This window comes from Streptomyces sp. NPDC002911 (assembly GCF_053591835.1).
The window spans coordinates 121031-141160 of the sequence record NZ_JBSFUO010000004.1 but is presented as its reverse complement, the minus strand read 5'-3'; the positions used below and the strand labels follow the sequence as shown (position 1 = coordinate 141160).

Genomic DNA, 20130 nt, shown 5'->3' with positions numbered 1-20130 from the left:
AGGGTGAATTGCGGGGGGCCGCGCACGGGCGTCCGGAAGGAACGTACGATCGGCAACCGTGCAGCAAGGTTCCGAGAACACTTCCCGTCGCGGCCGTCGCTCCTCCACCATGGGCGGCATGCCGCTCAATGACATGCCGTGGTGGCGCTGGCGCAGCAACGTGCGCTCGGCGCTGCACATGCTCTCCGACCCCGTCTTCCATCACGAGTGCTGGCTGGCCGGCCGGGAAGGGTACGGGGACGTCACCGACGCCGTGTACCGCCTGGTCGAGGACACCTGGCTGGACAACTGGTCCGCCGAGAAATACGTGGGGACGATCTTCCGCGACTCCGCCGAGGCCGCCCTCGTGGACGTCGCCGCCCTGCGGGTGCTGCGCATCATGCACCAGATAGGCGCGGACGCCCCCGTATCCGCCTACCTGGAGCATTCGGGCTGGCAGGAGGCGGTCGTGGCGGCCCGCGAGGCCCATGTGATGCTCGCCACCAATGACGCCGAGGATCCCGACACTCCGCCGCGGTCCCTGGACGTGCTCCGCATCATGACCAGATCGGCGTGAACGGCGGGCGGTGTGGCACCCTACGGGAATGACCGCGCCGCAGCCCGCCGAACCCGCATCCGCTGCCTCGGACACCGTCGCCGAGCAGTACGTCCTCACGCTTTCCTGCCCCGACAAACAGGGCATCGTGCACGCCGTGTCGAGCTATCTCTTCATGACCGGCTGCAACATCGAGGACAGTCAACAGTTCGGTGACCGCGACACCGGTCTCTTCTTCATGCGCGTCCACTTCTCCGCGGACGCCACGGTCACCGTGGACAAGCTGCGGGCGAGCTTCGCCGCGATCGGGGACTCCTTCCGGATGGAGTGGCAGATCCACCGGGCGAGCGACCGGATGCGGATCGTGCTGATGGTCAGCAAGTTCGGGCACTGCCTCAACGACCTGCTGTTCCGCTCCCGCACCGGGGCCCTGCCGGTCGAGATCGTGGCGGTGGTGTCCAACCACACGGACTTCGCCGAGCTCGTCGCCTCGTACGGCGTTCCCTTCCGGCACATCCCCGTGAACAGGGAGAACAAGGCGGAGGCCGAGGCCCAGCTGCTGGAGCTGGTCCGTGGCGAGAACGTCGAGCTCGTCGTCCTGGCGCGTTACATGCAGGTGCTCTCGGACGATCTCTGCAAGCAGCTGAGCGGCCGGATCATCAACATCCACCACTCCTTCCTGCCGAGCTTCAAGGGCGCGAAGCCGTACCACCAGGCCCATGCGCGCGGTGTGAAGCTGATCGGCGCGACGGCGCACTATGTGACCGCCGACCTCGACGAGGGGCCGATCATCGAGCAGGAGGTCGAGCGTGTCGGGCACGGCGTCACGCCGGACCAGCTCGTCGCCATCGGACGCGACGTGGAGTGCAGGGCGCTGGCCCGCGCCGTCAAGTGGCACGCGGAGCAGCGCATCCTGCTCAACGGCCGCCGTACGGTCGTCTTCGCCTGAGGGCCGTGCTCACAGCCGGCTGAGGGAGGCCGCGGCGGACAGGACGTCGCGGATCGCCTCACGGTCGCCCTGCTGGCCGGCTGCGGCTTCGGCCGGCGGCACGTGGCCGGCGACCAGTCTGCAGAACTCCATCCCGTCCAGCGCGACCTGCGCGACCGTGTGGGCGGGGGAGCCGAGGGCGGCCGGCGAGTCCAGCGCGATGTACCAGTCGCCGCCACCGCGCCCCTCGACCTGCAGATGGAGGGAGCGGCCCGGGGACCCCGCGGTGACCAGGTGACGGGCCGGTGCGGCCAGCCCCGTGCGGCGGCGTCCGGCGAGGGCGGCGGGCAGCAGCCGGGCCGCCAGATCGATCATCCGGTGGAGATGGGCGGCGGCGGGCGGCTCGTAGGGGTAGTCCACCGCGTCCGCGATGTCACCGCCGTGCACCCAGCACTCGAAGGACCGCTCCAGGAGCGAGTCCTGCAGAGGAAGGGCGAAGTCCCCGTACCGGACGGAGCGCTCCGCGAGGCCGCGACCGGCGAACGACACCGTACGGATGAGGGAGTGGCTCTGATCACGCCAGGGCTCCCGCACGGCCCGGGTGAGCGGCCGGGCGGCGGCCGACCAGTACGTCGCGGTGCGCTCGGTCGGCGCCACGGGCCGGTCGCCCTCGCCGAGCGGGTCGTCCAGCTCGAGCGCCCTGGACACCAGGCCGTCGACGGCCATCAGATGGCCGATCACCCCGGCGACCGTCGTCCTGCGGTTCACCTGCCGGTCGACCTCGAACCACTTCAGACGTACCGGCGCGTGCCACTCCGCATCGCCGATGTCCCGCAGCAGGGCGTCGAGCCGTGCGGTCTCCGCGTCGTACGGCGCGGCCCAGGACGGGACGGGGATGCGTGCCGGGCGACGGCCCAGACAGCCCTCCAGGACCCGGGACCGGAGCATCGGGTCCAGGTCCAGGGTGCCGTCGGTGTGCAGCAGCCCCACGGCGTCGCGCAGCCGCAGCGCCTCCGCGGCGCAGGGCGCGCACGAGGTGAGGTGCTCCTCGACGGCGGCCGTCTCCTCGGCGGAGCAGGCGGCCAGGGCCCAGGCGCCGAGCAGGGACGTGAGCACCTTGTGGGGGAGCGGAGGGGCGGGCGGATCGGGCGGCTCCGTGCCCCTGGACAGGACCGGAGGCAGCTTCTCCCGGTCGTCCGCGGCCGCCCGGGGCCCGGGTATGCGGCGCTCGACCGGCGGTTCCCCGTCCTGGCCGTCGCCGCCGCCCCCGCTCATGGTGTCGGCCCGAATCCGGGAGGTGCCGGGTCCGCCGACGGCCGGGTGTTCGCGGTGGAGAGCAGTTGCAGGCCGAGCCGCAGCCGGCGCCTGGCCTCGTCCCCGGTGACGCCGAGGCCTGCCGCGGTCTGCCGGTAGTCCCGGCGCTGGACGTACGCGAGCTCCAGGGCGGCGCGCAGCGGTGCGGGCATGGAGGCGACGATGTAGCCGGCGCGTGCCGCGGCGGTTGCCTTGAGCACCCGGTGGTCCAGTTCCTCGGCCCGCGCGCCGGCGTCGGGCCCGTGGGCCTTCCCGTGGATCCTGCGGAGCCGCTGCACGGACCGGCGGTGGGTGAGCCGTGCCACCCAGGAGCGCATGGAGCCGTGCCGGGGGTCGTACGCGTCGGGGTTCTCCCAGACGTAGCCGAAGACCTCGCGCGTCACCTGGTCCGCATCGTCCTCGTCCTCGAGCATGCGGTGGGCCTGGCTGTGCACGAGGGCGGCGAACCGGTCGTAGAGTTCGCCGAGCGCCGCCGCCTCGCCGCGTGCCAGCCGCTGCTGCATCCGGCGGTCCCAGCGCGGTGGTGCGTCCTTCGCCATCCAGCCCCCAGCCCTGTGCCTCTCGTCCCCCCGAATGTAGTCGGCCCCTAAATTCGAGCACGTACCTTTGCGGCAAGTACGTCCCTGGAGTGGCGCCGAATGATAAAGAGTGCTTCACCCCTTGCATTTTCCTGATCGCATAAACGATCCTGACGTGATCGTTTCTGGGGCAATCCTGTGCCAGGCCGATGGGCAGAAGGGTGTTTCACGGGCTGGTGCGCGGGAAGCCGCGAGGAGGAACGGAAACTTCCGGATTTTCCGGAGCCCCGGGACGAGAGGCCGAGTCGCGTGACGCTGAAGGTGTACGAGACCGAGCAGGACGCGTGGACCGTGCTGCGGGTCCATGGCGAGCTCGACCTCGTGAGCTCCCCCGTCGTGCGCCAGTCCGTCCACGGGGCGGTGGCCGCGGGACAGCACGACGTCGTCCTCGACCTCTCCGGCGTTCTTTTCTGTGACTCCAGCGGCGTCGGAGTCCTGATCGCCGCCCGCCGCCTCATGAAGTCCTGCGGCGGCCGGCTGCGGCTGATCCTCCCCGCCCGCGGCGCGGTCGACGGCTCGCACGTCAACAAGGTGCTCGGCGCCCTGGGTGTACGACGTCTGTTCGACGTCTACCCCGACGCGGACGCGGCCACCGATGACGCGTCCCGGCCGCTCACCGCCTGACCCGCCGGATCGACGCGAAGTTGTCACACTGCGGAAGACCCGTAGTGACACGTGAAGCCGCCCGGCGTCGTACGCTCCCCGCATGGACAGCGCAGAGTACGAGCGCAAGATCGCCCACCGCTTCGCCGCCTTCGACCAGGACGGCAACGGCTATATCGATCGCGCCGATTTCAATGCCGCCGCAGCCCGTCTGCTCACCGAGTTCGGTACGACGGCCCGCTGCGACCGGGGCCAGTCGCTCTACACGGGTGCCGAAGCCTTCTGGCAGGGCATGGCGGGCATCGCCGACGTGGACGGGGACCAGCGTGTCACGCGGGAGGAGTTCGTCGGCGGGGCCGTGAAAAGGCTGCGTGACAACCCCGAACGCTTCGCGGAGATCGCGCGCCCCTTCCTGCGCGCGGCGATCGCCGTCGCCGCCGGCACGGGTCCCGAGGGCACCGCACCCGCCTCGGCCCCGGTCGCCGCCGTGGAGCGCGCCCTGCGGGTGCTGGGCGCCCCGGGCGACATCGCGAGCGTCGCCGCCCGGAGTCTGGACACCGACCAGGACGGCCGGATCGCCGAGTCGGAGGCGGTCGCCGCCCTCTCCGCGTACTTCACCGTGATCGAACCCGACGCGTAGTCACCGCCGTCGCGCGTCAACACGCCGGTCGGCATGAGCGGTTCACGCCTTCCCGCGGCCCGGCCCCGGCGGTTCTCGGGCCGGGCCGCGGTGCCGTGTCCTGGGTGGCCGCGGCCGGCTGGGGGGCGTGCGGCCGTACGCCGCGGGTCACGGAACGCATCCGGAGCTCGGGTGCGCCCCTGGAGAGCCCGTCACCGGGCGGAGTCGGCGGCCCCTGCTCGGGTACGCTCCGTTGGATGCGAGCGGTACGGGAACCGGAGGATCCGGGGGCGGCCCCTGTGGCCACCCCAGCCGGTCTGCGGTGCCCCGCTCATAACCCACGGAGCTGCGACGGGCCTGACGGGGCAGCGGTCCCCCAGGCGTCGGCGGGCTTCTGTTCGACTCTCCGCAGCGCGCGTCGCACAGTATGGACCACGCGTACTCCTTCGCGATGGAATATGCCCGAAGCGCTTGTTGCGGTGACTGTACGTCAACCATGCTCTCCCGCAGAGGAGTCACGTTCCGTGATCCCGAGGAGGCGCTAGGCGATGTGTCCGCCGGTTCGGATGGTGTGAGCGGTGCAGGTGCTTCAGGTTCAGATGGAGGTCGGGCCGGATCCCGCGGAGGTGGGAAGGGCCCGCAGATGGGCGCGGTCGCGGCTGGCCGGGTCCGGGCTGGGGGACGACGAGCCGCTCGCCGAGACGCTCATCCTGCTGATCTCGGAGCTCGTCACCAACGCGGTGGTCCACACGGGCTGCCCGGCCGTGCTGCGGATGCTGTTCGGTGCGGCGGACCCGGCCGGTTCGGCGGGGACGGTGCGCGTCGAGGTGGCCGACGCCAGCTGCCGCCAGCCGCAGCCGCGTCACGCGGGAGGCGAGGACACGGGCGGCCGTGGTCTGGAGCTGGTGGACGGCCTGGCGGACCGCTGGGGCTGGCAGCCGGAGGGTGCCGGAAAGCGAATCTGGTGCGAGGTCGACCGCGGCGGACCGGTGATGGTCCCGGTGATCCAGGAGCAGCCGGGCGAGCGGCCCGCCTCTGAGGGTGCCCCTCAGCGCCCCGCGACCTTCGAGCGCAACGTCCGCCGGTAGACCGTGGGCGAGACCCCCGGTGCTGCCTCAACATGCTGTCGATCGACGGGTCGGTGGATTCCAGCAGGTGCCGCGCCCGTTCCACCTCTGCTGGGCGAGCCACTGCCCGGGGCGGATGCCCACCTCCTCGCGGAAGCGGCGGGTGAAGGTGCGCACGCTCATCGACTCCTGGCCCGTGGCGAGCGGATTGGGCGGGACCGGGGGCGGCCTGATAAACGTACCGGCCATGAAGGAAATGCAGACCGTCCGCTCGCCCGATCCGCACGCCGCCGTTCCCGGCGCATCCGCTCCCCGCACCGCCGTCGTCAGGGCGACGGCCGTGGTGGCGGCTCTCGTGACCGTGGCGGCGGGTCTCGGCGTCCGCGCGGCGGCGGGCGGGGACGTGACGAAGTACGCGGGCGACGCCCTCTACACCGTGCTGATCCACACGTTGGTGGTCGTCCTCGTGCCCCGGGTGCGGCCGCTGACGGCCGCGGGTGCCGCACTTGCCTTCAGCTGGGCGGTGGAACTGGCTCAGCTCACGGGCGTACCGGCCGACCTGGCGCGGCAGAGCACGGTGGCGCGGCTGGTGCTCGGTTCGACGTTCAACGCCCCGGACCTGCCCTGGTACGGGGTGGGGGCGGCCCTGGCCTGGGCCGTCCACACCCGCCTGCGGTCCCGGCGCCCCCTCGCGCGCCCCTGACCGTCCTGGGAAGGGTGTCCGTCCAGCCGCTCGTCCGGGATCGGCTGCGGGCCGGATGCTGGGCGGCGTGACCCGGACGACCGACAGCGCGACCACGGGCAGCGCGACCAGCGGGCGCATCCCTCGCCGCTGTGGCCCCGGGCGAGGCGGCGCCGGTGGCCGCCCCCTGAAGGGGCCGGGGTCAGTGCTTCGCCCTGGCCAGGCGGGCGGCTATCTTCCGGGCGTCCAGGGCCATTTCGCGGAGCATGCCGCTGATCGGGTTGGTGAAGCCGGTGAAGTAGAGGCCCGGTGCCCCGTCCGGGGTGCGTGCGCCGTGCACCACCGGGCGGCCCCTCGGATCCAGTACGCCGAGGTGGCCCACCAGGCCCTCCAGGGCACGCTCGTATCCGGTCGCCGCGACCACGGCGTCCGGGGTGAGCCGCGTTCCGTCGGCCAGCAGCACGGCGTTCCCGTCGAACGACTCGACGGCCGCCACGGGTATCACCCGGCCGCTCTTCACCGCGTCGATCAGCCCGACGTCCTGGACGGGGATAGCGCCTTCCCGGACCCGGGAGTACAGGCCAGTGTCCGGGCGCGGGAGGCCCTGTTCCGCCAGGTCGGGGACGGAGATGCGGCACATCAGACGCCCTGCCCGGTCGACGAGCCGGACCGGCAGTCTGCGGACCAGGACGGCGGTCAACTGGGCGGGCCAGCCGGCCGTGGAGCGGCGCACGATGTGCGGAGCCGTGCGGACCGCGATCCGCACCCCGGACGCGCCGCCCTCGACCAGGTCCACGGCGATCTCCGCCCCGGTGTTGCCGATCCCGACGACGAGGACGTCCTTGCCGGCGTACGGGGCGGGGCCGCGGTACTCCGCGGCGTGCACCAGTTCGCCGGTGAAACCCTCACGGCCGGGCCACGGGGGGATCCGCGGGGTGTGGTTGAAGCCGGTGGCCACCACCAACGCCCGCCCGGTGAGCACCCGGCCCCCGGTCGCGCTCAGCTGCCAGCCGGAGCCGTCGGCGGTCCGGTCGATCCGGGACACCTCGACGCCCGTCACCACTTCCAGCTCGTGGTGCTCGGCGTATTTCTCCAGGTAGCGCACCATGTCGTCACGCGACACCCAGCGCCCGAACCGGCGGGGCATCGCCAGCCCCGGCAGCGCGGACCAGCGGCGGATCGTGTGCAGGTGCAGCCGGTCGTAATGGCGGCGCCAGGACGCTCCGACGCGGTCGGACTTCTCCAGCACCACCGCCCGCACGCCTTGTTCCCGCAGTGCCGCCGCTGCGGCGAGACCGCCCGGGCCGCCGCCGATCACATAGACCGGCCGGCCGTCGGTGCGGTCGATGGAGGCGGGAAGGGCGTCGCCGGAGGCGGGGGTGGATTCGGGCATGCTTCGGAGCGTAATAGGACATGGACATGATGGGTCCCGGTCCGGGCGGGAATCGGTTGCGAAATGATCACGGAAGGCATCCGGGCCCGCTCAGAGACCGGGCGCGCCCCACACCGGGAACCAGCGGGCGAGGTCGGCCTCCACCCGGAGGTCGTCGCCGAGCACCGCCCGCACCTGGAGCTCCAGCTGGTTGTCGCGTTTCTCCCCGCCGCCCGGAGCCGGGGCGAACGGATAGAACGTGCCCCGCTTGTAGAGGTAGACCAGGGCCAGCGAGCGCACCTCCGGATTCCGGAAACCGATCAGTGAACACAGCAGATGCGGGCCGAAGCCGCCGTCCTGGAGGAGGGTATTGACCGCGTGCAGGTCATTGACCAGGGCGGCCACGCCATCGGCACCGGTCTCATGGCGGGCGAGCAGCCAGGTGTATCCGTAGGTGTCCCGGCTGAATTCGACCGGGATCCCGCCCCGCCCCGTGTCCGCGTCGAGCAACTCCCGTACGTCCTGCTGGATACGGGCGAACGTGCCGCCCTCCACCCCCGCGAAGCACACCGAACCGAGCCCGGTCGGTGTGAAACCGGTGCCGGCCTGGAGGGTGAGCGCGGCGGACGGCACAGTGAAGAGCTGGTCGAGATCGGGGCGGACCGGCTTGCTGCGCCCCAGGATGCTGTCGAGCAGGCCCACAGGAGCTCCTTACGGGTGGGACAGGCCGGCGGAGATGCGGGCCAGCTGGTCCAGACGCTGTTCCAGGGCCGGGTGGGAGGAGAGCAGCCGGCCCAGACTCTCCTTGGCGGCGAAGGCGGGCACGAAGTAGAAGGCGTTGTACGGCTCCGCCTTCCGCAGGTCCTCCGTCGGGATCCTGGCCATCTGTCCGCTCACCTTGGTGAGGGCGGAGGCGAGCGCCGAGGGGCGGCCGGTGAGCAACGCGGCCGTGCGGTCGGCGGAGAGTTCGCGGTAGCGGGAAAGGAGCCTGGTCAGCAGGAAGCTCAGGGCGTACACGACCGCGCTGATCAGCGGGATGAGCATGATGATGATGCCGGCGGGGTCGTTGCCCCGGCTGCTGCGGGCGAAGCCGCCCCACAGGGCGACGCGGGTGATGATGCCGGCGAGGACCCCGAGGAACGACGCGATCGTCATCACGGCCACATCGCGGTGCGCGACGTGTGACATCTCGTGGGCCAGGACCCCTTCGAGTTCCTCGGGCTCCAGTCTGCGCAGCAGTCCGGTCGTGGCGCAGACCAGCGCGGTCTTCTCGCTGCGGCCGGTGGCGAAGGCGTTCGGCACGTCGCTGTGCGCGATGGCCACCCGGGGCTTGGGCATGTCGGCGAGGGCGCAGATCCGGTCGATCGCGCCGTGCAGCTCCGGCGCCTGTCGGCGAGTGACCTCCCGGGCGCCCATGCCGTACGCCGCGATGCGGTCGCTGAACCAGAACTGGGCGATGAACATGCCGCCCACCACGACCAGGATGACGGGCCAGGCGCCGCGCAGGACAGCCAGCAGTACGCCGACGAGGACCACGTACAGGAGTCCGATGAAGAACATCGTGCTCACCATGCGAGTGGTCAGGCCGCGGTCCGGGGCGTAGCGGGAACGGGTTCGTGCCATGGATGCCTCCAGCAGCTCACCTGACTCCCATAATGCCCCTTTCCTTCAGAAAGGGGGTAAAGCGCGGGTTCAGGGCCAGAGGAGCTCGCGGGCCCAGCCCGCACCGTCCCGGCGGTAGCGCAGCCGCACGTGCCGGCGCCGGTCGTCGCCCTGGAAGAACTCCACTTCTTTTGGCTCGACCACATACCGCGTCCAGGTCCCCACCTCGGCGTCCGGCTCCGCCCCGGCCCGCTCCCAGGCCGCCTCCGAGGCCCGTACGAGGTCCGCGCGGGCCGGCAGCACCTCGCTCTGCGACCCGGTCAGTGCGGCGGCCAGTGCACCGGTGGACCTGGCTCGCAGATCGGCGCGGCTCTCCTCGCGGCTCGCGGGGCCGGCGGTGCCCCGTACGCGCACCTGGCGGCCCTGCGCGGGCCAGTAGAAGCCGAGCGCCGCGTACGGGCGGGCAGCGAGCTGGCGGCCCTTCGCGCTGGTGGCGTGCGTGGCGAAGTGCCAGCCGCGCTCGTCCGCGTCGTGCAGCATCAGCGTGCGCACATCGGGCCTGCCCTCCGCGTCCGCCGTCGCCAGGGTCATGGTGTGCGGTTCGGCCTGCCCGGCCGCCACTGCCTCGGCGAACCAGGTGTGGAAGAGCGGGAGGGGTGCGGCGGGTGCGGCGGACGGGTCGAAGCGGGGGAGGGGTACGTCCCAGACGCGCTGGGCGTGGAGCAGGTCGCGGAAGTTCGTCTGTGCATCGCTCATGGGTCCATTCCACAGCGTCCTGCCCCGGTGCGTGAACGCCGACGGCGGACCACAGGGGTGGTCCGCCGTCGGTGAGACAGGACGTGGAGCGCCGTGGGAGGGCGCGGCACCCGGCGCGTGCGGGGGAGGCGGGGCTGCCCGGGCTACCTGGCCGGCTTCTTGCCAGTGATGCCCAGATGGACCAACAGGGCGAGGGTCGGCCGGAGTTCGGCCTGCTTCACGCCCCAGGTGGTGAAGCCCTTCTGGTGCGAGGCGACCCCTGACAGCATGACCACCAGGGAGCCCGCCACCGCTGCGGGGCTGACATTTTCGTCCACCTTGCCCTTGGTCTGGAGCTCCTTGACCGCGTCCGTCAGGGAGTTGGTGACCGAGTTCAGGACCTTCATGCGGATCTTGTAGAACCGCTTGTCGCCCTCGGCCGCGCCGAGATCCACGACACGGAGGATCGCGTCGTGACGGCGCCAGAAGTCGAGGAATCCCTCGACGAGTTCTTCGGATGCGTGCCAGCCGGCTTTGCCGACCCAGGAGCGGCCGCCGACCAGTTCGGTCAGTCCGGCACCTTCCTTGGCCATTTCCTCGGCGAGTTCGAGAACGGCGCCCTCGACGTCGGGGAAATACTGGTAGAAAGTCGCGGGTGAAGTCCCCGCCTTCCGAGCCACGTCGATGACTTTGACGTCCCGGTACGGCGAGGAGCTGAGCATCTCGCTGAGGCAGTCGAGCAGCTTCTGCCGCGTCGCCTGACCTCGCCGACCAGCCACGCGGCCGTCGACGGTGCGCACTTGTCCTGTCATGCCGTCAGCTTACCGAGGGGTGATCCGAGCGCGATCTGACCGACTGCAAATGGGGAACGTCCCAGCGTGGGCGGGGTGAACAGCGCAATTCCCGGTGATGGGTGCGTGCTTTTCGCGCGGGGCGTGAGTGTAGGGGGAAATTGCTCTTCTGTCCGTGCCGGGTGCGCTCCGGGGTGAAGTTGTTATCAACAGCCTGTGGATAACTTCGGTGGACAACCCGCGTCCACCCGGGTCGCGAGGGATTCACGATTCGGGCAAAGGTTTCATTCGGCCCCTCGGGGCGCGCCGGGAGGCACCCGACGTTACGTTGAGTGTGACGGGCGTCACGGCTGCCCCGGCGCTGGGATCCGCAGTCATCCACAGCGCCACCGCCGCAGGGCTGTCGAAACGCCATCGCGACCTCGCAGCGACGGAAGGACCCGGGCCATGGCCGTATTCGCGCAGTCCGCGCCGTGCTGGGTCGATGTGCGGCTCTCCGATCTGGATGCCGGCAAGCGCTTCTACGGCGGGCTCTTCGGCTGGACCTTCCGCGCGGGTGACGGCATGCCCTTCGCCGACGCGTACAGCGAAGGCGCACTCGTCGCCGCCCTCGCCGCGAAACAGGACGGCCGTATGCCCACGACCTGGGGGGTCTACTTCTCCACCGACGACATCCGCGCCTCCGTCGCCCTGGTCCGCAAGGCGGGCGGCCAGGTGATCACCGATCCGGTGCGGGCCGGCGCCGCCGGGGTCCTCGCCCAGGCCGCCGACCCCGGCGGCGCGGTCTTCGGCCTCTGGCAGGCGGGTGAACGCGCGGGCTTCGAGAAGCAGAACGCGCCGGGAGCCTTCTGCTGGACCGAGGTCCACACCCGGCAGCCGGAGCGGGTGGACGCCTTCTACGAGGAGGTCTTCGGCTTCCAGGGGATGGACGTCGAAGTGCAAGCACTGCCGGGCGCTCCGCGCGACGACGGGACCGCCGTGCCGTTCCGGACCTGGTCCCCCGCCGGGACCGAACCGGGCGAGGACACGGCGGTCGGCGGGAGGGCGGTCATCACGGACGCCTTTCCCGCGATGCTGCCCAGCTACTTCCTCAGCTACTTCGCCGTCGCCGACTGCGACCGCGCCGCCGGGACCGCCGCACGCCTCGGTGGCCGGATCACGGCCCCGCCCCTGGACATCCCGTACGGGCGGATGGCGGTCCTCCAGGACGACCAGGGCGCGGCTTTCGCCGTGCTCCAGCCGGCCGGGCGGCTGCCGTAGCCGTCGTCCCGGGGCGTCCTGAAAGGGATGGAGTGACACACAACACCCCGATCCGCCCCCGGGTTCGCAACCAGGCCCCCGGACAGGAAGAATCAGGGTGCGCACCGCCAAGTGGTGCCCAGTGGTGAGACGCTGCACAGGGCGGGATTTCGCGGGCTTCTGTTCCTGAGGTCCGTACGGGGAGGTGGCAGGCAAGTGGAGCAGCTGACGCAGCATGACCCGAGGCGGATCGGCCCGTTCGAGGTGCTGGGACGGCTCGGGGCCGGCGGCATGGGACTGGTCTATCTGGCGAGATCGGCATCGGGCCGACGGGTGGCGATCAAGACGGTCCGTACGGAACTGGCCGAGGACCAGCTGTTCCGGGTCCGCTTCACGCGTGAGGTGGAGGCCGCCCGCGCGGTCAGTGGTTTCTACACCGCGGCGGTGGTCGACGCCGATCCGAGGGCGGCTGTGCCCTGGCTGGCCACCGCCTATGTTCCCGCCCCCTCGCTCGAGGAGATAGTGAGTGAGTGCGGGCCGATGCCGACGCAGGCCGTGCGCTGGCTGGCCGCGGGGATCGCCGAGGCCCTGCAGTCGATCCACGGGGCCGGCCTCGTCCACCGTGACATGAAGCCGTCCAACGTCCTCGTGGTCGAGGACGGGCCGCGGGTGATCGACTTCGGTATCGCGTCGGGCGTCTCCAACACCCGGCTGACGATGACGAACGTGGCGGTGGGCACGCCCGCGTACATGTCGCCGGAGCAGGCCCGCGACTCGCGCAGCGTCACCGGCGCCAGCGATGTGTTCTCGCTCGGCTCGACCCTCGTCTTCGCGGCGACGGGCCACGCGCCCTTCCACGGGGCGAATCCGGTCGAGACCGTGTTCATGCTGCTGCGGGAGGGCCCCGACACCGAAGGGCTGCCCGACGATCTGCGGCCGCTCATCGAGTCCTGCATGCAGATGGACCCGACCCGGCGTCCCAGCCCGGCGGATCTCCAGTCCCAGCTGGCCCCGCACCTGTTCGCCTCCGGCGGTGACGACAGCGGCACGGCGTCGGCCTGGCTGCCGACGGTGGCGACCGCGATGATCGAGCACCGCCGCGGCGGTGGCCGTACCGTCGCCGTCGCGCCCGCGCCCGTGGTCGTACCGCCGCCCCCGCAGCAGCCCCCGCAGCAGCCCCCGCCCGGGACCGACTGGGCCCGGGCCTGGCGCAGCGGCGGCGATCTGAGGACCGCGCCGGCCCCCGCGCCGGTGTCGGCACCCGCCCCCGACGGCGGCCCCGTGCGGCTGCCCGGCACCCAGGTGCCGATCGGCCCCGGGCCACGCCCCGTGGACGTACGGGGCCCCGCCGCAGCGCACGCCGACCCGGCGACCGGCTGGGTGCGCGCGCCCGGCGGACACACCTCTGCCGTGCCGACCGCTCCGGTGCCGGCCCCCACGCAGGCCCCGGACGCGGCGCCCGCCGCGCCGGACCGCTGGCGGCCGTGGCGGTTCCGTATGTCGAACGACGTGTGGGGCACGCCCGTCGTGGTGGGCGATCTGCTGTACGTGACGTCCTTCGAGGTCCACGCCTTGGACGTGGGTAACGGGCGCCGCCAGTTCAAGACCCGCGACGTGGCCTGGTCGATGGCCGTCGACGGAGGCCGCATCCACGCCTCGGACGGGCCGTCCCTGTACGCGTTGGACGCGGCGACCGGTGCCGAACAGTGGCGGCTCCAGACCGAATCCTGGGTGTACTCCCTCAAGGCCGAACGGGGCACCGTCCTGACCGGGACGCGAGGCGGCGGCGTACAGGCGTGGGAGGCGTCCAGCGGCGAGAAGCTGTGGGAGACCGGCGGTGTCCAGACGGACTTCGAGACGCCCGAGGCCGGCCCCGTCATCCACGACGGGACGGTGTATCTGTGGCAGGACGCCCGGCTGCGTGCCGTCGACGCGCGCACCGGCACGGAACGCTGGTCGTACCCCATCGGCGACGCCGCCTCCTGCGGCGGGGTGCCGGTCCGGGTGACCCCCGCGTCCGACGGCTTCGTGTACGTCGCGGCGGGGACCCGGGTGCTGGCCGTGGACACGGTCTCCGGCCGGGTGCGCTGGCACTTCGAGTCACCGGCCGTCTTCCTCTCCCCGCCCGCCTTCGCGCCGGGACCGGCGGTCACGGGCGGCGGGGTGTACCTCGCGGACTACCTCGGCACCGTGTACGCCCTGGACGCCTCGACGGGCAAGGACCGCTGGAGGATCGCGACGGAGGCCCGGCAGTCCATCGAGCCGGTGCTGGTGGCGGCGGGCAACGTGCACGTCGGCAGCGGCAGCGCGCTGTACACCCTGGACTCGGTGACCGGCACCCCGAAGTGGCGTTTCGCGGCGGGCGGCGAGGTGGTCGGCGCACCGGTGGTCGCGGACGGCCGGGTCCACTTCGGTTCGGCGGACCACGTGCTCTACACCCTGGACGCTGCGGGCGGCCAGCTCCGCTGGAAGCTGGCCACGGGTGGCGAGATCACCGGCTCCCCGGTGGTGCAGGCGGGCGTCGTCTACGCGTGCAGCAAGGACCGCTGCGTGTACGCCCTGGACGCACTGAAGGGCACGGGCACGGGGAACAGGGCCCGGGCCTGACGCCCGCCTCACGGGTGGGGCGGGTGATACCGGTCCCGGTCCTGCTGCTCCTCCCGCGGGGGACGGGCGTCCTGGTCCTGGACGGGGTACTGGGCGGTGTCCTCGTCGCGGGGGGCTGCCCGGTGCCGGCCGGGCCCGGTGTACGGATCCGCCTCGGGTTCCGGCCAGGGGGAGGTCTGCGCGGCAGGACCCGGCTCCTGCGTCGGCGGCCAGGTGTCCGGGCGGTCGTCCGGCGGCACGGGGTACGGCTCGGCGGTACGCCGCGCCCGTGCGCTGCGCCGCCCCGACATCAGCAGCGCGCCCAGGAGGAGCAGGACCCCGCCCCCCAGCGCCTGCGCCACGCCCCACCGGAGCCCGCCCCCGTCACCGTCGACTGTGAGGCTCCCGGCGTCCTGCCCTTGCCGGACCATCCACAACACGGTGAAGCCGAGCACGATCAGACCGGCGACGGCCACCACCCAGCGCGAGCGGACCACGATGCCCACGAGGGTCACCAGCGCGGCGAACATGAACGGCAGCAGGATCGACCCCATCACGGACGACGAGGCACCGCTGATGCCGTTGAACAGGTCCTGGATGCGGTAGTCCCGCCCGAGGCGGTCGTCGAACCAGCTGTGGAAGGGGCTCTGCACGGCCGCCGCCGCTCCTGCGAGTGCGACGACGGAGCCGAGGACATTGCGGATCATCGACAGCCTCCTGGGCCATGGCGCGCCGCTGTGCGCACCGCTCCCCGCGCCCGACGCTACGCCCGGCCGATCTTCCCTGCCATTCGGAGACCATGACCAGACTGTGACAGGGTCATGACGGGCCTACGGGCAAGGGCCCGTCATGCTGTGCGTTACGGTGTCGCGCGGCCGTGCGGGCCGTGCGGGGCCGGCCTGGCCCGATTACGACAAGGGGGGCTGCATCGATGGTGCGGCGACAGATGAGGTTCGCGGCGGTACTGGTCGTGGTGGTGCTCGCGCTCACCGGATTCTCGACGTCCAGCCATGGCGGCAAGAGCGGGAAGAGCCGCAGCAGCAGTGGGTCCGGCGGCGGGGGATGCTCCAACTCCGAGAAGAGCAACGGCGGCTACCGCGACTACGACGACGATGACCACGGCGACACGTCGGACTCGTCCGCCGGCGGCTCCACGTATGCGACGCCGACGCCCACGGCCTCGGACGCCCCCGACATCCGCGTCATCCGGTGCGCCCAGCCCAAGAAAGGCAAGCGCAAGGCGGTGACGTCCTCGACGATCGAGATCCGCTCGACGGCTCCCCTGACGCACACGTACGAGGTGGACGTGACGTTCATGGACGCCCAGGGCCGCGCCGTGGACACGGGCGAGGCCACGGTCGACCTCGAGTACGGCGAGACCAGGACCCTGACGGTGCGGATGGACAGCCCGCGCTCGGTCTCCCGGGTGAAGCGCTGCCTGGTGACGGCGGACATGCGCTGATGACCCCGGCCGGCACGGCCGGCGCCTACGCCACGCACGCCCCGCAGCGTCGGCGTGAGCAGGGCCGGCTGGGCGAGCCCCTGGCGTGGATGCAGGAGAAGGACGGGCCGTCGGCAGAAGCCGGGTGAGCGCCGGCGGAAGCTGCGCCGTCGAACCAGGGGTTCGAGGGCCGCGAGTGCGGGGCTCGCGAAGGCGACGACGGCTGTGTGACGCCTGAACCGTTGCCCAGGACGCGGACATGCAGCGGCCGCGACGGCTCCCCCTCCGCGCCGCCGCGGCCACTCCCCCCGTCCCCGCAGAGTGAAGGTCTACTTGGCCGGCTTCAGCGGCTCGGACGTGGCGTGCTGGTCGCCCGTCGCGTGCTGGTCCTGCGTGGTGATCGGAGTCTCCGGCTCACCAGTGGCGTGCTGGTCGGCCGGCTTGAAGATCGGGTCCTGCTTGCTGGCGTCGGCCACGATGGTCAACTCCCTCTCTGCGTCGCTGCGTGATGGGTCCGCGAGGCCCGTCCGGCTGTTCCCCCGTGGACTGCCGGACGGGCCTCGCGGGGCCGCTCACCCTAGTGGTACGGCCACTGTCGCCCCGCCTGCCCCCCGACGCGACGGATCGACAGGCATGAGCATGCAGGGGGGCGATAAACGAACGATGAACGCCCCGTTCTCAGACGGCTGCCGCAGGTGACAGCAAGGACCGGACCGCTTCCGCTTCCGGGGAGGCGAGTTCCTCGTAGAGAGCGAGTGCCTCCGCCCAGCAGACCTGGGCGCGGCCGGTCTGCCCGATTCCGGAAAGCGCCCGGCCCAGGACGGTCAGCACATTGCCCCGGCGCCAGTCGCCACCGATGCCTCGGAGGACCGTGAGTGCCAGCTCGGCGAACTGGGCGGCCTGGGCAGGACGGCCCGAGCCGAGGTCGACCTCGGCGAGGCGGAACAGCGCCATGCCCTCCCACAGCCGCTGCCTGCTGTCGCGGAAGATCGCGAGGGCCTCGTTCAGCTGATCCGCGGCCGCTTCCGGCTTCCCACTCTGGGTGAGCGCCATGCCGAGGGCGTACCGGCCGTTGGCGCCGCGCAACGCGTGGCCGAGGGAGTCGTAGATCTCTATACCCGCCGTCGCCAGGGTGATGGCGCTGTTCGTCCGCCCCGTCGCGAGGTGGATGCGCGACAGATTGCACAAGGCGCTGGCTTCGCCGGGGCGGTTGTCGTCGCTCCGGAATGCCTCGATCGCCTGGTTCAGGAACATCTCACCGTCCGCGTGACGGTTCTGGTACAGCGCGATGATGCCCCGGGCGTTGGACGCCCAGCACGCGGGGAGCCGGTCATCGACGGTGCCGGCGAGTCGCAAGGCTTCCTGCGCCTCACGATCCGCGTGGTCGAACCGTCCGGCCAGCTGGTGCACGTTGGCCAGTGACATGACGGCACGCCCCTCGGCCCGTGGGTCACCGCATGCCCTGGAGGCCTCTCTGACGGTCACCGCCACTGCCTCGTACTGTTTCGAGTTGGCACCCGACTCGCCCAGGTCGAGGGCGGCGTAGAGAAGGTCGACAGCGCGGGCCAGGGTGGCGGGGCGCACCGACTGACGCACGCAGGCCAGCAAGTTGGTCGCCTCGGCATACAGCCAGTCCAGGGCGGAGTGCCGGTCCTCGAACGACAGGCCAGGGTGCTCCGTCGGTTGGAGGTGGTCCACCAGCCGGTCTCCCGGCCGCTCCAGCGCGTACACCCCCGCCGCCGTCGCCAGGTAGAAGTCCAGCAGCCGCGACAGCGCCAGTTCCCTTTCCGCCGACGGCTGTTCGTCACGTTCGGCGCATGCACGCGCGTAGAGGCGCACCAGGTCGTGGTAGCGGTAACGGCCCGGAGCCGCGGATTCCAGGAGGCTGGTGTCGACCAGGATCTCCAGGAGGTCCTCCGTGGTGTGGTGGTCCAGGTTCAGGAGGGCGGCTGCCGCGGCGAGGGATATGTCCGGTCCGTCCGCCAGGCCCAGGAGGCGGAAGGCGCGGGCCTGGGCCGGTTCCAGCTGGCCGTAGCCGAGCTCGAAGGTGGCCTTCACGGCGAGGTCGCCGGCCTGGAGTTCGTCGAGGCGGCGGCGTTCGTCGGCCAGCTTCGCGGCCAGAACCGAGACCGTCCAGGTGCGGCGGGCGGCCAGCCGGGAAGCGGCGATGCGGATGGCCAGCGGGAGGAAGCCGCACGCGGCCACCACGTCCAGGGCTGCCTCGCGCTCCGCGCGGACGCGTTCGTCGCCGACGATGCGGGTGAAGAGCTGCAGGGCCTCATCGGGGGACATCACGTCCAGGTCCACGAGGTGCGCCCCGGACAGGTCGACCATGCGGACGCGGCTGGTGACCAGCACCGCGCAGCCCGCCGTACCGGGGAGCAGGGGCCGGATCTGGGCCGCGTCATGGGCGTTGTCGAGCAGGATCAGGACGCGGCGGCCGTCGAGGGCGGAGCGGTAGAGCGCGGCCCGCTCGTCCAGGGAGCCCGGGATCGCGGAGTCGGCGGTGCCCAGGGCGCGCAGGAACGCGCCGAGGACGGTCTCGGGTTCGGCGACCCTGGCGCCCGCGCCCTGGAGGTCGACGTACAGCTGACCGTCCGGGAAGTGCGGGCGCGCCTGGTGGGCGACGTGCACGGCGAGGGTCGTCTTGCCGACGCCGCCGATGCCGGCGAGCGCGGAGACCGCCATCACGGAGCCCTCGGCGGACACGAGCCGGTCGCTGAGCTCGCGTACGAACGCGGCGCGGCCCGTGAAGTCCGGGACGGTGGCCGGGAGCTGGGCCGGAAGGACCGTCGCGGAGGCCGGGGCCGACCCGTCGGCCGGGCGGGACAGTTCCTCGTCGGCCCGGAGTATCCGCTGCTGGAGCTGGGCGAGCTCGGGGCGCGGGTCGACGCCCAGTTCCTCCGCGAGCAGGCGACGGGTGTCGGCGTACACCGCGAGGGCCTCGGCCTGGCGGCCGCTGCGGTACAGGGCGACCATCAGCAGCTCGCGCAGCCGTTCGCGCAGGGGGTGCGCCGCGGTGAGGGCGGTGAGTTCGGAGACCGCCTCGGCGTGGCAGCCGAGCTCCAGATCCAGGTCCAGGCGGGTCTCGCTGAGCTGGAGACGCCACTCCTCCAGGCTGGTGCGCCGGTTCTCCGCGTACGGGCCGGGGAGGGAGGCGAGCGCCTCGCCGTCCCACAGGCCGAGCAGCTTGTTGATCAGGGCGCGGGCCTGGTGACGGTTCCCGGTCCAGCGGGCCTTCTCCGCCTCCAAGGCCAGGTCCTGAGCCAGCGTCAGGTCGAGGTTCGCGCGCGGGATCCGGACGGCGTAGCCTCCGGCCTCGCTGACCAGGGTGTCCTGGCCGAGAATCTTGCGGAGCCGGGACGCGTACGTCCGTACTGTCGCCAGTGCCTGGGACGGGGGGTCGTCGCCCCAGAGGGCGTCGATGAGTTCGGCGGCCGTGGCCGTGCGGCCCTCGCGCAGGAGCAGCGCGGCCAGGAGGGCGCGTTGCTGTGGGGACCCTGACGGCAGGGCTTCGCCGCCCCGCCAGGCGCGTACGGGGCCGAGCACGGTGAAGCGCAGTTCGGCGCCGGGCGCCCGTTCCAGTGGAGCGCGTTGCTCCGGAACGCGCACACCGGGCCCGTTGTCGCGGTCCATGATGCCCCCTGTCCTGCTTGCCCCGCTGGTGCTGCTGATCCCGCTCTGCGACGTACCGTTGGTATCGCGGTCAACAGTCTGCCTTGTTATCGGCGGGCTCGTCAGCATCGAGTGAGGCTCTGCACAGGCCTTCGACATGATTCCGGGGCATGGGCCTGTGCGGAGGGTGACGTCAGGTCACCCGTCGAGGGGCAGCTGAAGCCCTGTGACCTATTTGCCGTGATTCTCCGGGCGCTCCGGAGGGACCTCCCGGGCGTGATGGGTGGGTCGTAGCCCGTGGTCGTCGATCCGGCGGGCGAGGATGTGCTCCGTCGCCGGCACATGGTTCACGGAGCCCCGGTGGGCCATGGTCGCCGCCGGCCCGCAGGGCCCCTGTACCGAACCGCTGCCGAAAAGGCAGGA

Annotated in this window: 20 protein-coding genes and 1 pseudogene; 10 read left to right on the top strand and 11 right to left on the bottom strand. The window is 71.9% G+C overall.

Annotated elements, in window-relative coordinates:
• The first annotated feature begins 109 nt into the window (after positions 1–109).
• Both ACWD04_RS08470 and purU read left to right on the top strand, forming a co-directional pair.
• Positions 110–556, top strand: coding sequence for an SCO4402 family protein (locus ACWD04_RS08470; protein WP_451129991.1), 447 nt, complete (start codon positions 110–112; stop codon positions 554–556).
• Between the two features lie 28 nt (positions 557–584).
• Positions 585–1484 carry a formyltetrahydrofolate deformylase gene (gene purU / locus ACWD04_RS08465; protein ID WP_451129462.1) on the top strand — a complete coding sequence of 300 codons (900 nt, stop codon included), beginning with the start codon at positions 585–587 and terminating at the stop codon, positions 1482–1484.
• A 9-nt stretch (positions 1485–1493) separates the two neighbouring features.
• On the opposite strand, the gene ACWD04_RS08460 is transcribed toward purU, so the two are convergent.
• Both ACWD04_RS08460 and ACWD04_RS08455 read right to left on the bottom strand, forming a co-directional pair.
• A complete protein-coding gene (locus tag ACWD04_RS08460) occupies positions 1494–2738 on the bottom strand; it encodes a zf-HC2 domain-containing protein (protein ID WP_451129460.1) in 1245 nt (414 codons plus the stop codon).
• Entirely contained in the window at positions 2735–3316 is a 582-nt protein-coding gene (locus ACWD04_RS08455) for an RNA polymerase sigma factor (protein WP_451129458.1), read from the bottom strand. Before ACWD04_RS08455 ends, ACWD04_RS08460 begins: the two co-directional genes overlap by 4 nt.
• Before the next feature lie 288 nt (positions 3317–3604).
• Between ACWD04_RS08455 and ACWD04_RS08450 the strand changes: the two genes are divergently transcribed.
• From ACWD04_RS08450 to ACWD04_RS08440, 3 genes are all read left to right on the top strand, one after another.
• Positions 3605–3979: an STAS domain-containing protein gene (locus ACWD04_RS08450; RefSeq protein WP_451129456.1), complete on the top strand. Its 375-nt coding sequence runs from the start codon at positions 3605–3607 to the stop codon at positions 3977–3979.
• 82 nt (positions 3980–4061) lie between these two features.
• Positions 4062–4598, top strand: a complete 537-nt coding sequence (locus ACWD04_RS08445) for an EF-hand domain-containing protein (protein ID WP_451129454.1) — start codon at positions 4062–4064, stop codon at positions 4596–4598.
• Positions 4599–5155: 557 nt separating this feature from the next.
• Positions 5156–5665: an ATP-binding protein gene (locus ACWD04_RS08440; protein WP_451129452.1), complete on the top strand. Its 510-nt coding sequence runs from the start codon at positions 5156–5158 to the stop codon at positions 5663–5665.
• On the opposite strand, the pseudogene ACWD04_RS08435 reads toward ACWD04_RS08440, so the two are convergent.
• Positions 5626–5836, bottom strand: a pseudogene (locus ACWD04_RS08435) (helix-turn-helix domain-containing protein); the annotation flags it as partial. The gene ACWD04_RS08440 and the pseudogene ACWD04_RS08435 overlap by 40 nt on opposite strands.
• A gap of 64 nt (positions 5837–5900) precedes the next feature.
• Between ACWD04_RS08435 and ACWD04_RS08430 the strand changes: the two are divergent.
• A complete protein-coding gene (locus ACWD04_RS08430; RefSeq protein ID WP_451129989.1) occupies positions 5901–6347 on the top strand; it encodes a ribosomal maturation YjgA family protein in 447 nt (148 codons plus the stop codon).
• A gap of 181 nt (positions 6348–6528) precedes the next feature.
• Here ACWD04_RS08430 and ACWD04_RS08425 read toward each other — a convergent pair whose 3' ends face one another.
• From ACWD04_RS08425 to ACWD04_RS08405, 5 genes are all read right to left on the bottom strand, one after another.
• Entirely contained in the window at positions 6529–7719 is a 1191-nt protein-coding gene (locus ACWD04_RS08425; RefSeq protein WP_451129450.1) for a flavin-containing monooxygenase, read from the bottom strand.
• Between the two features lie 90 nt (positions 7720–7809).
• A complete protein-coding gene (gene pspAB, locus ACWD04_RS08420) occupies positions 7810–8400 on the bottom strand; it encodes a PspA-associated protein PspAB (protein ID WP_451129448.1) in 591 nt (196 codons plus the stop codon).
• Between the two features lie 9 nt (positions 8401–8409).
• Positions 8410–9321 carry a zinc metalloprotease HtpX gene (htpX, locus tag ACWD04_RS08415; protein WP_451129446.1) on the bottom strand — a complete coding sequence of 304 codons (912 nt, stop codon included), beginning with the start codon at positions 9319–9321 and terminating at the stop codon, positions 8410–8412.
• Positions 9322–9390: 69 nt separating this feature from the next.
• A complete protein-coding gene (locus tag ACWD04_RS08410; RefSeq protein WP_451129444.1) occupies positions 9391–10056 on the bottom strand; it encodes a pyridoxine/pyridoxamine 5'-phosphate oxidase in 666 nt (221 codons plus the stop codon).
• 143 nt (positions 10057–10199) lie between these two features.
• Entirely contained in the window at positions 10200–10847 is a 648-nt protein-coding gene (locus tag ACWD04_RS08405; protein WP_451129442.1) for a TetR family transcriptional regulator, read from the bottom strand.
• A gap of 426 nt (positions 10848–11273) precedes the next feature.
• Between ACWD04_RS08405 and ACWD04_RS08400 the strand changes: the two genes are divergently transcribed.
• Together ACWD04_RS08400 and ACWD04_RS08395 are read left to right on the top strand one after the other, a co-directional pair.
• Entirely contained in the window at positions 11274–12086 is an 813-nt protein-coding gene (locus tag ACWD04_RS08400; RefSeq protein ID WP_451129440.1) for a VOC family protein, read from the top strand.
• 195 nt (positions 12087–12281) lie between these two features.
• The gene (locus tag ACWD04_RS08395; protein ID WP_451129438.1) at positions 12282–14672 is read left to right on the top strand and encodes an outer membrane protein assembly factor BamB family protein; all 2391 of its coding nucleotides are present in this window, start codon (positions 12282–12284) and stop codon (positions 14670–14672) included.
• An 8-nt stretch (positions 14673–14680) separates the two neighbouring features.
• On the opposite strand, the gene ACWD04_RS08390 is transcribed toward ACWD04_RS08395, so the two are convergent.
• Entirely contained in the window at positions 14681–15358 is a 678-nt protein-coding gene (locus ACWD04_RS08390) for a hypothetical protein (RefSeq protein ID WP_451129436.1), read from the bottom strand.
• 224 nt (positions 15359–15582) lie between these two features.
• On the opposite strand from ACWD04_RS08390, the gene ACWD04_RS08385 reads away from it, so the two are divergent.
• Positions 15583–16113 carry a hypothetical protein gene (locus tag ACWD04_RS08385; protein WP_451129434.1) on the top strand — a complete coding sequence of 177 codons (531 nt, stop codon included), beginning with the start codon at positions 15583–15585 and terminating at the stop codon, positions 16111–16113.
• Positions 16113–16241, top strand: a complete 129-nt coding sequence (locus tag ACWD04_RS08380) for a hypothetical protein (protein ID WP_451129432.1) — start codon at positions 16113–16115, stop codon at positions 16239–16241. Before ACWD04_RS08385 ends, ACWD04_RS08380 begins: the two co-directional genes overlap by 1 nt.
• A 180-nt stretch (positions 16242–16421) precedes the next feature.
• Here the strand turns inward: ACWD04_RS08380 and ACWD04_RS08375 are convergent, their stop codons facing one another.
• Positions 16422–16568, bottom strand: coding sequence for a hypothetical protein (locus ACWD04_RS08375; RefSeq protein WP_451129430.1), 147 nt, complete (start codon positions 16566–16568; stop codon positions 16422–16424).
• 202 nt (positions 16569–16770) lie between these two features.
• Positions 16771–19728: an AfsR/SARP family transcriptional regulator gene (locus ACWD04_RS08370; RefSeq protein WP_451129428.1), complete on the bottom strand. Its 2958-nt coding sequence runs from the start codon at positions 19726–19728 to the stop codon at positions 16771–16773.
• Positions 19729–20130 lie beyond the last annotated feature (402 nt).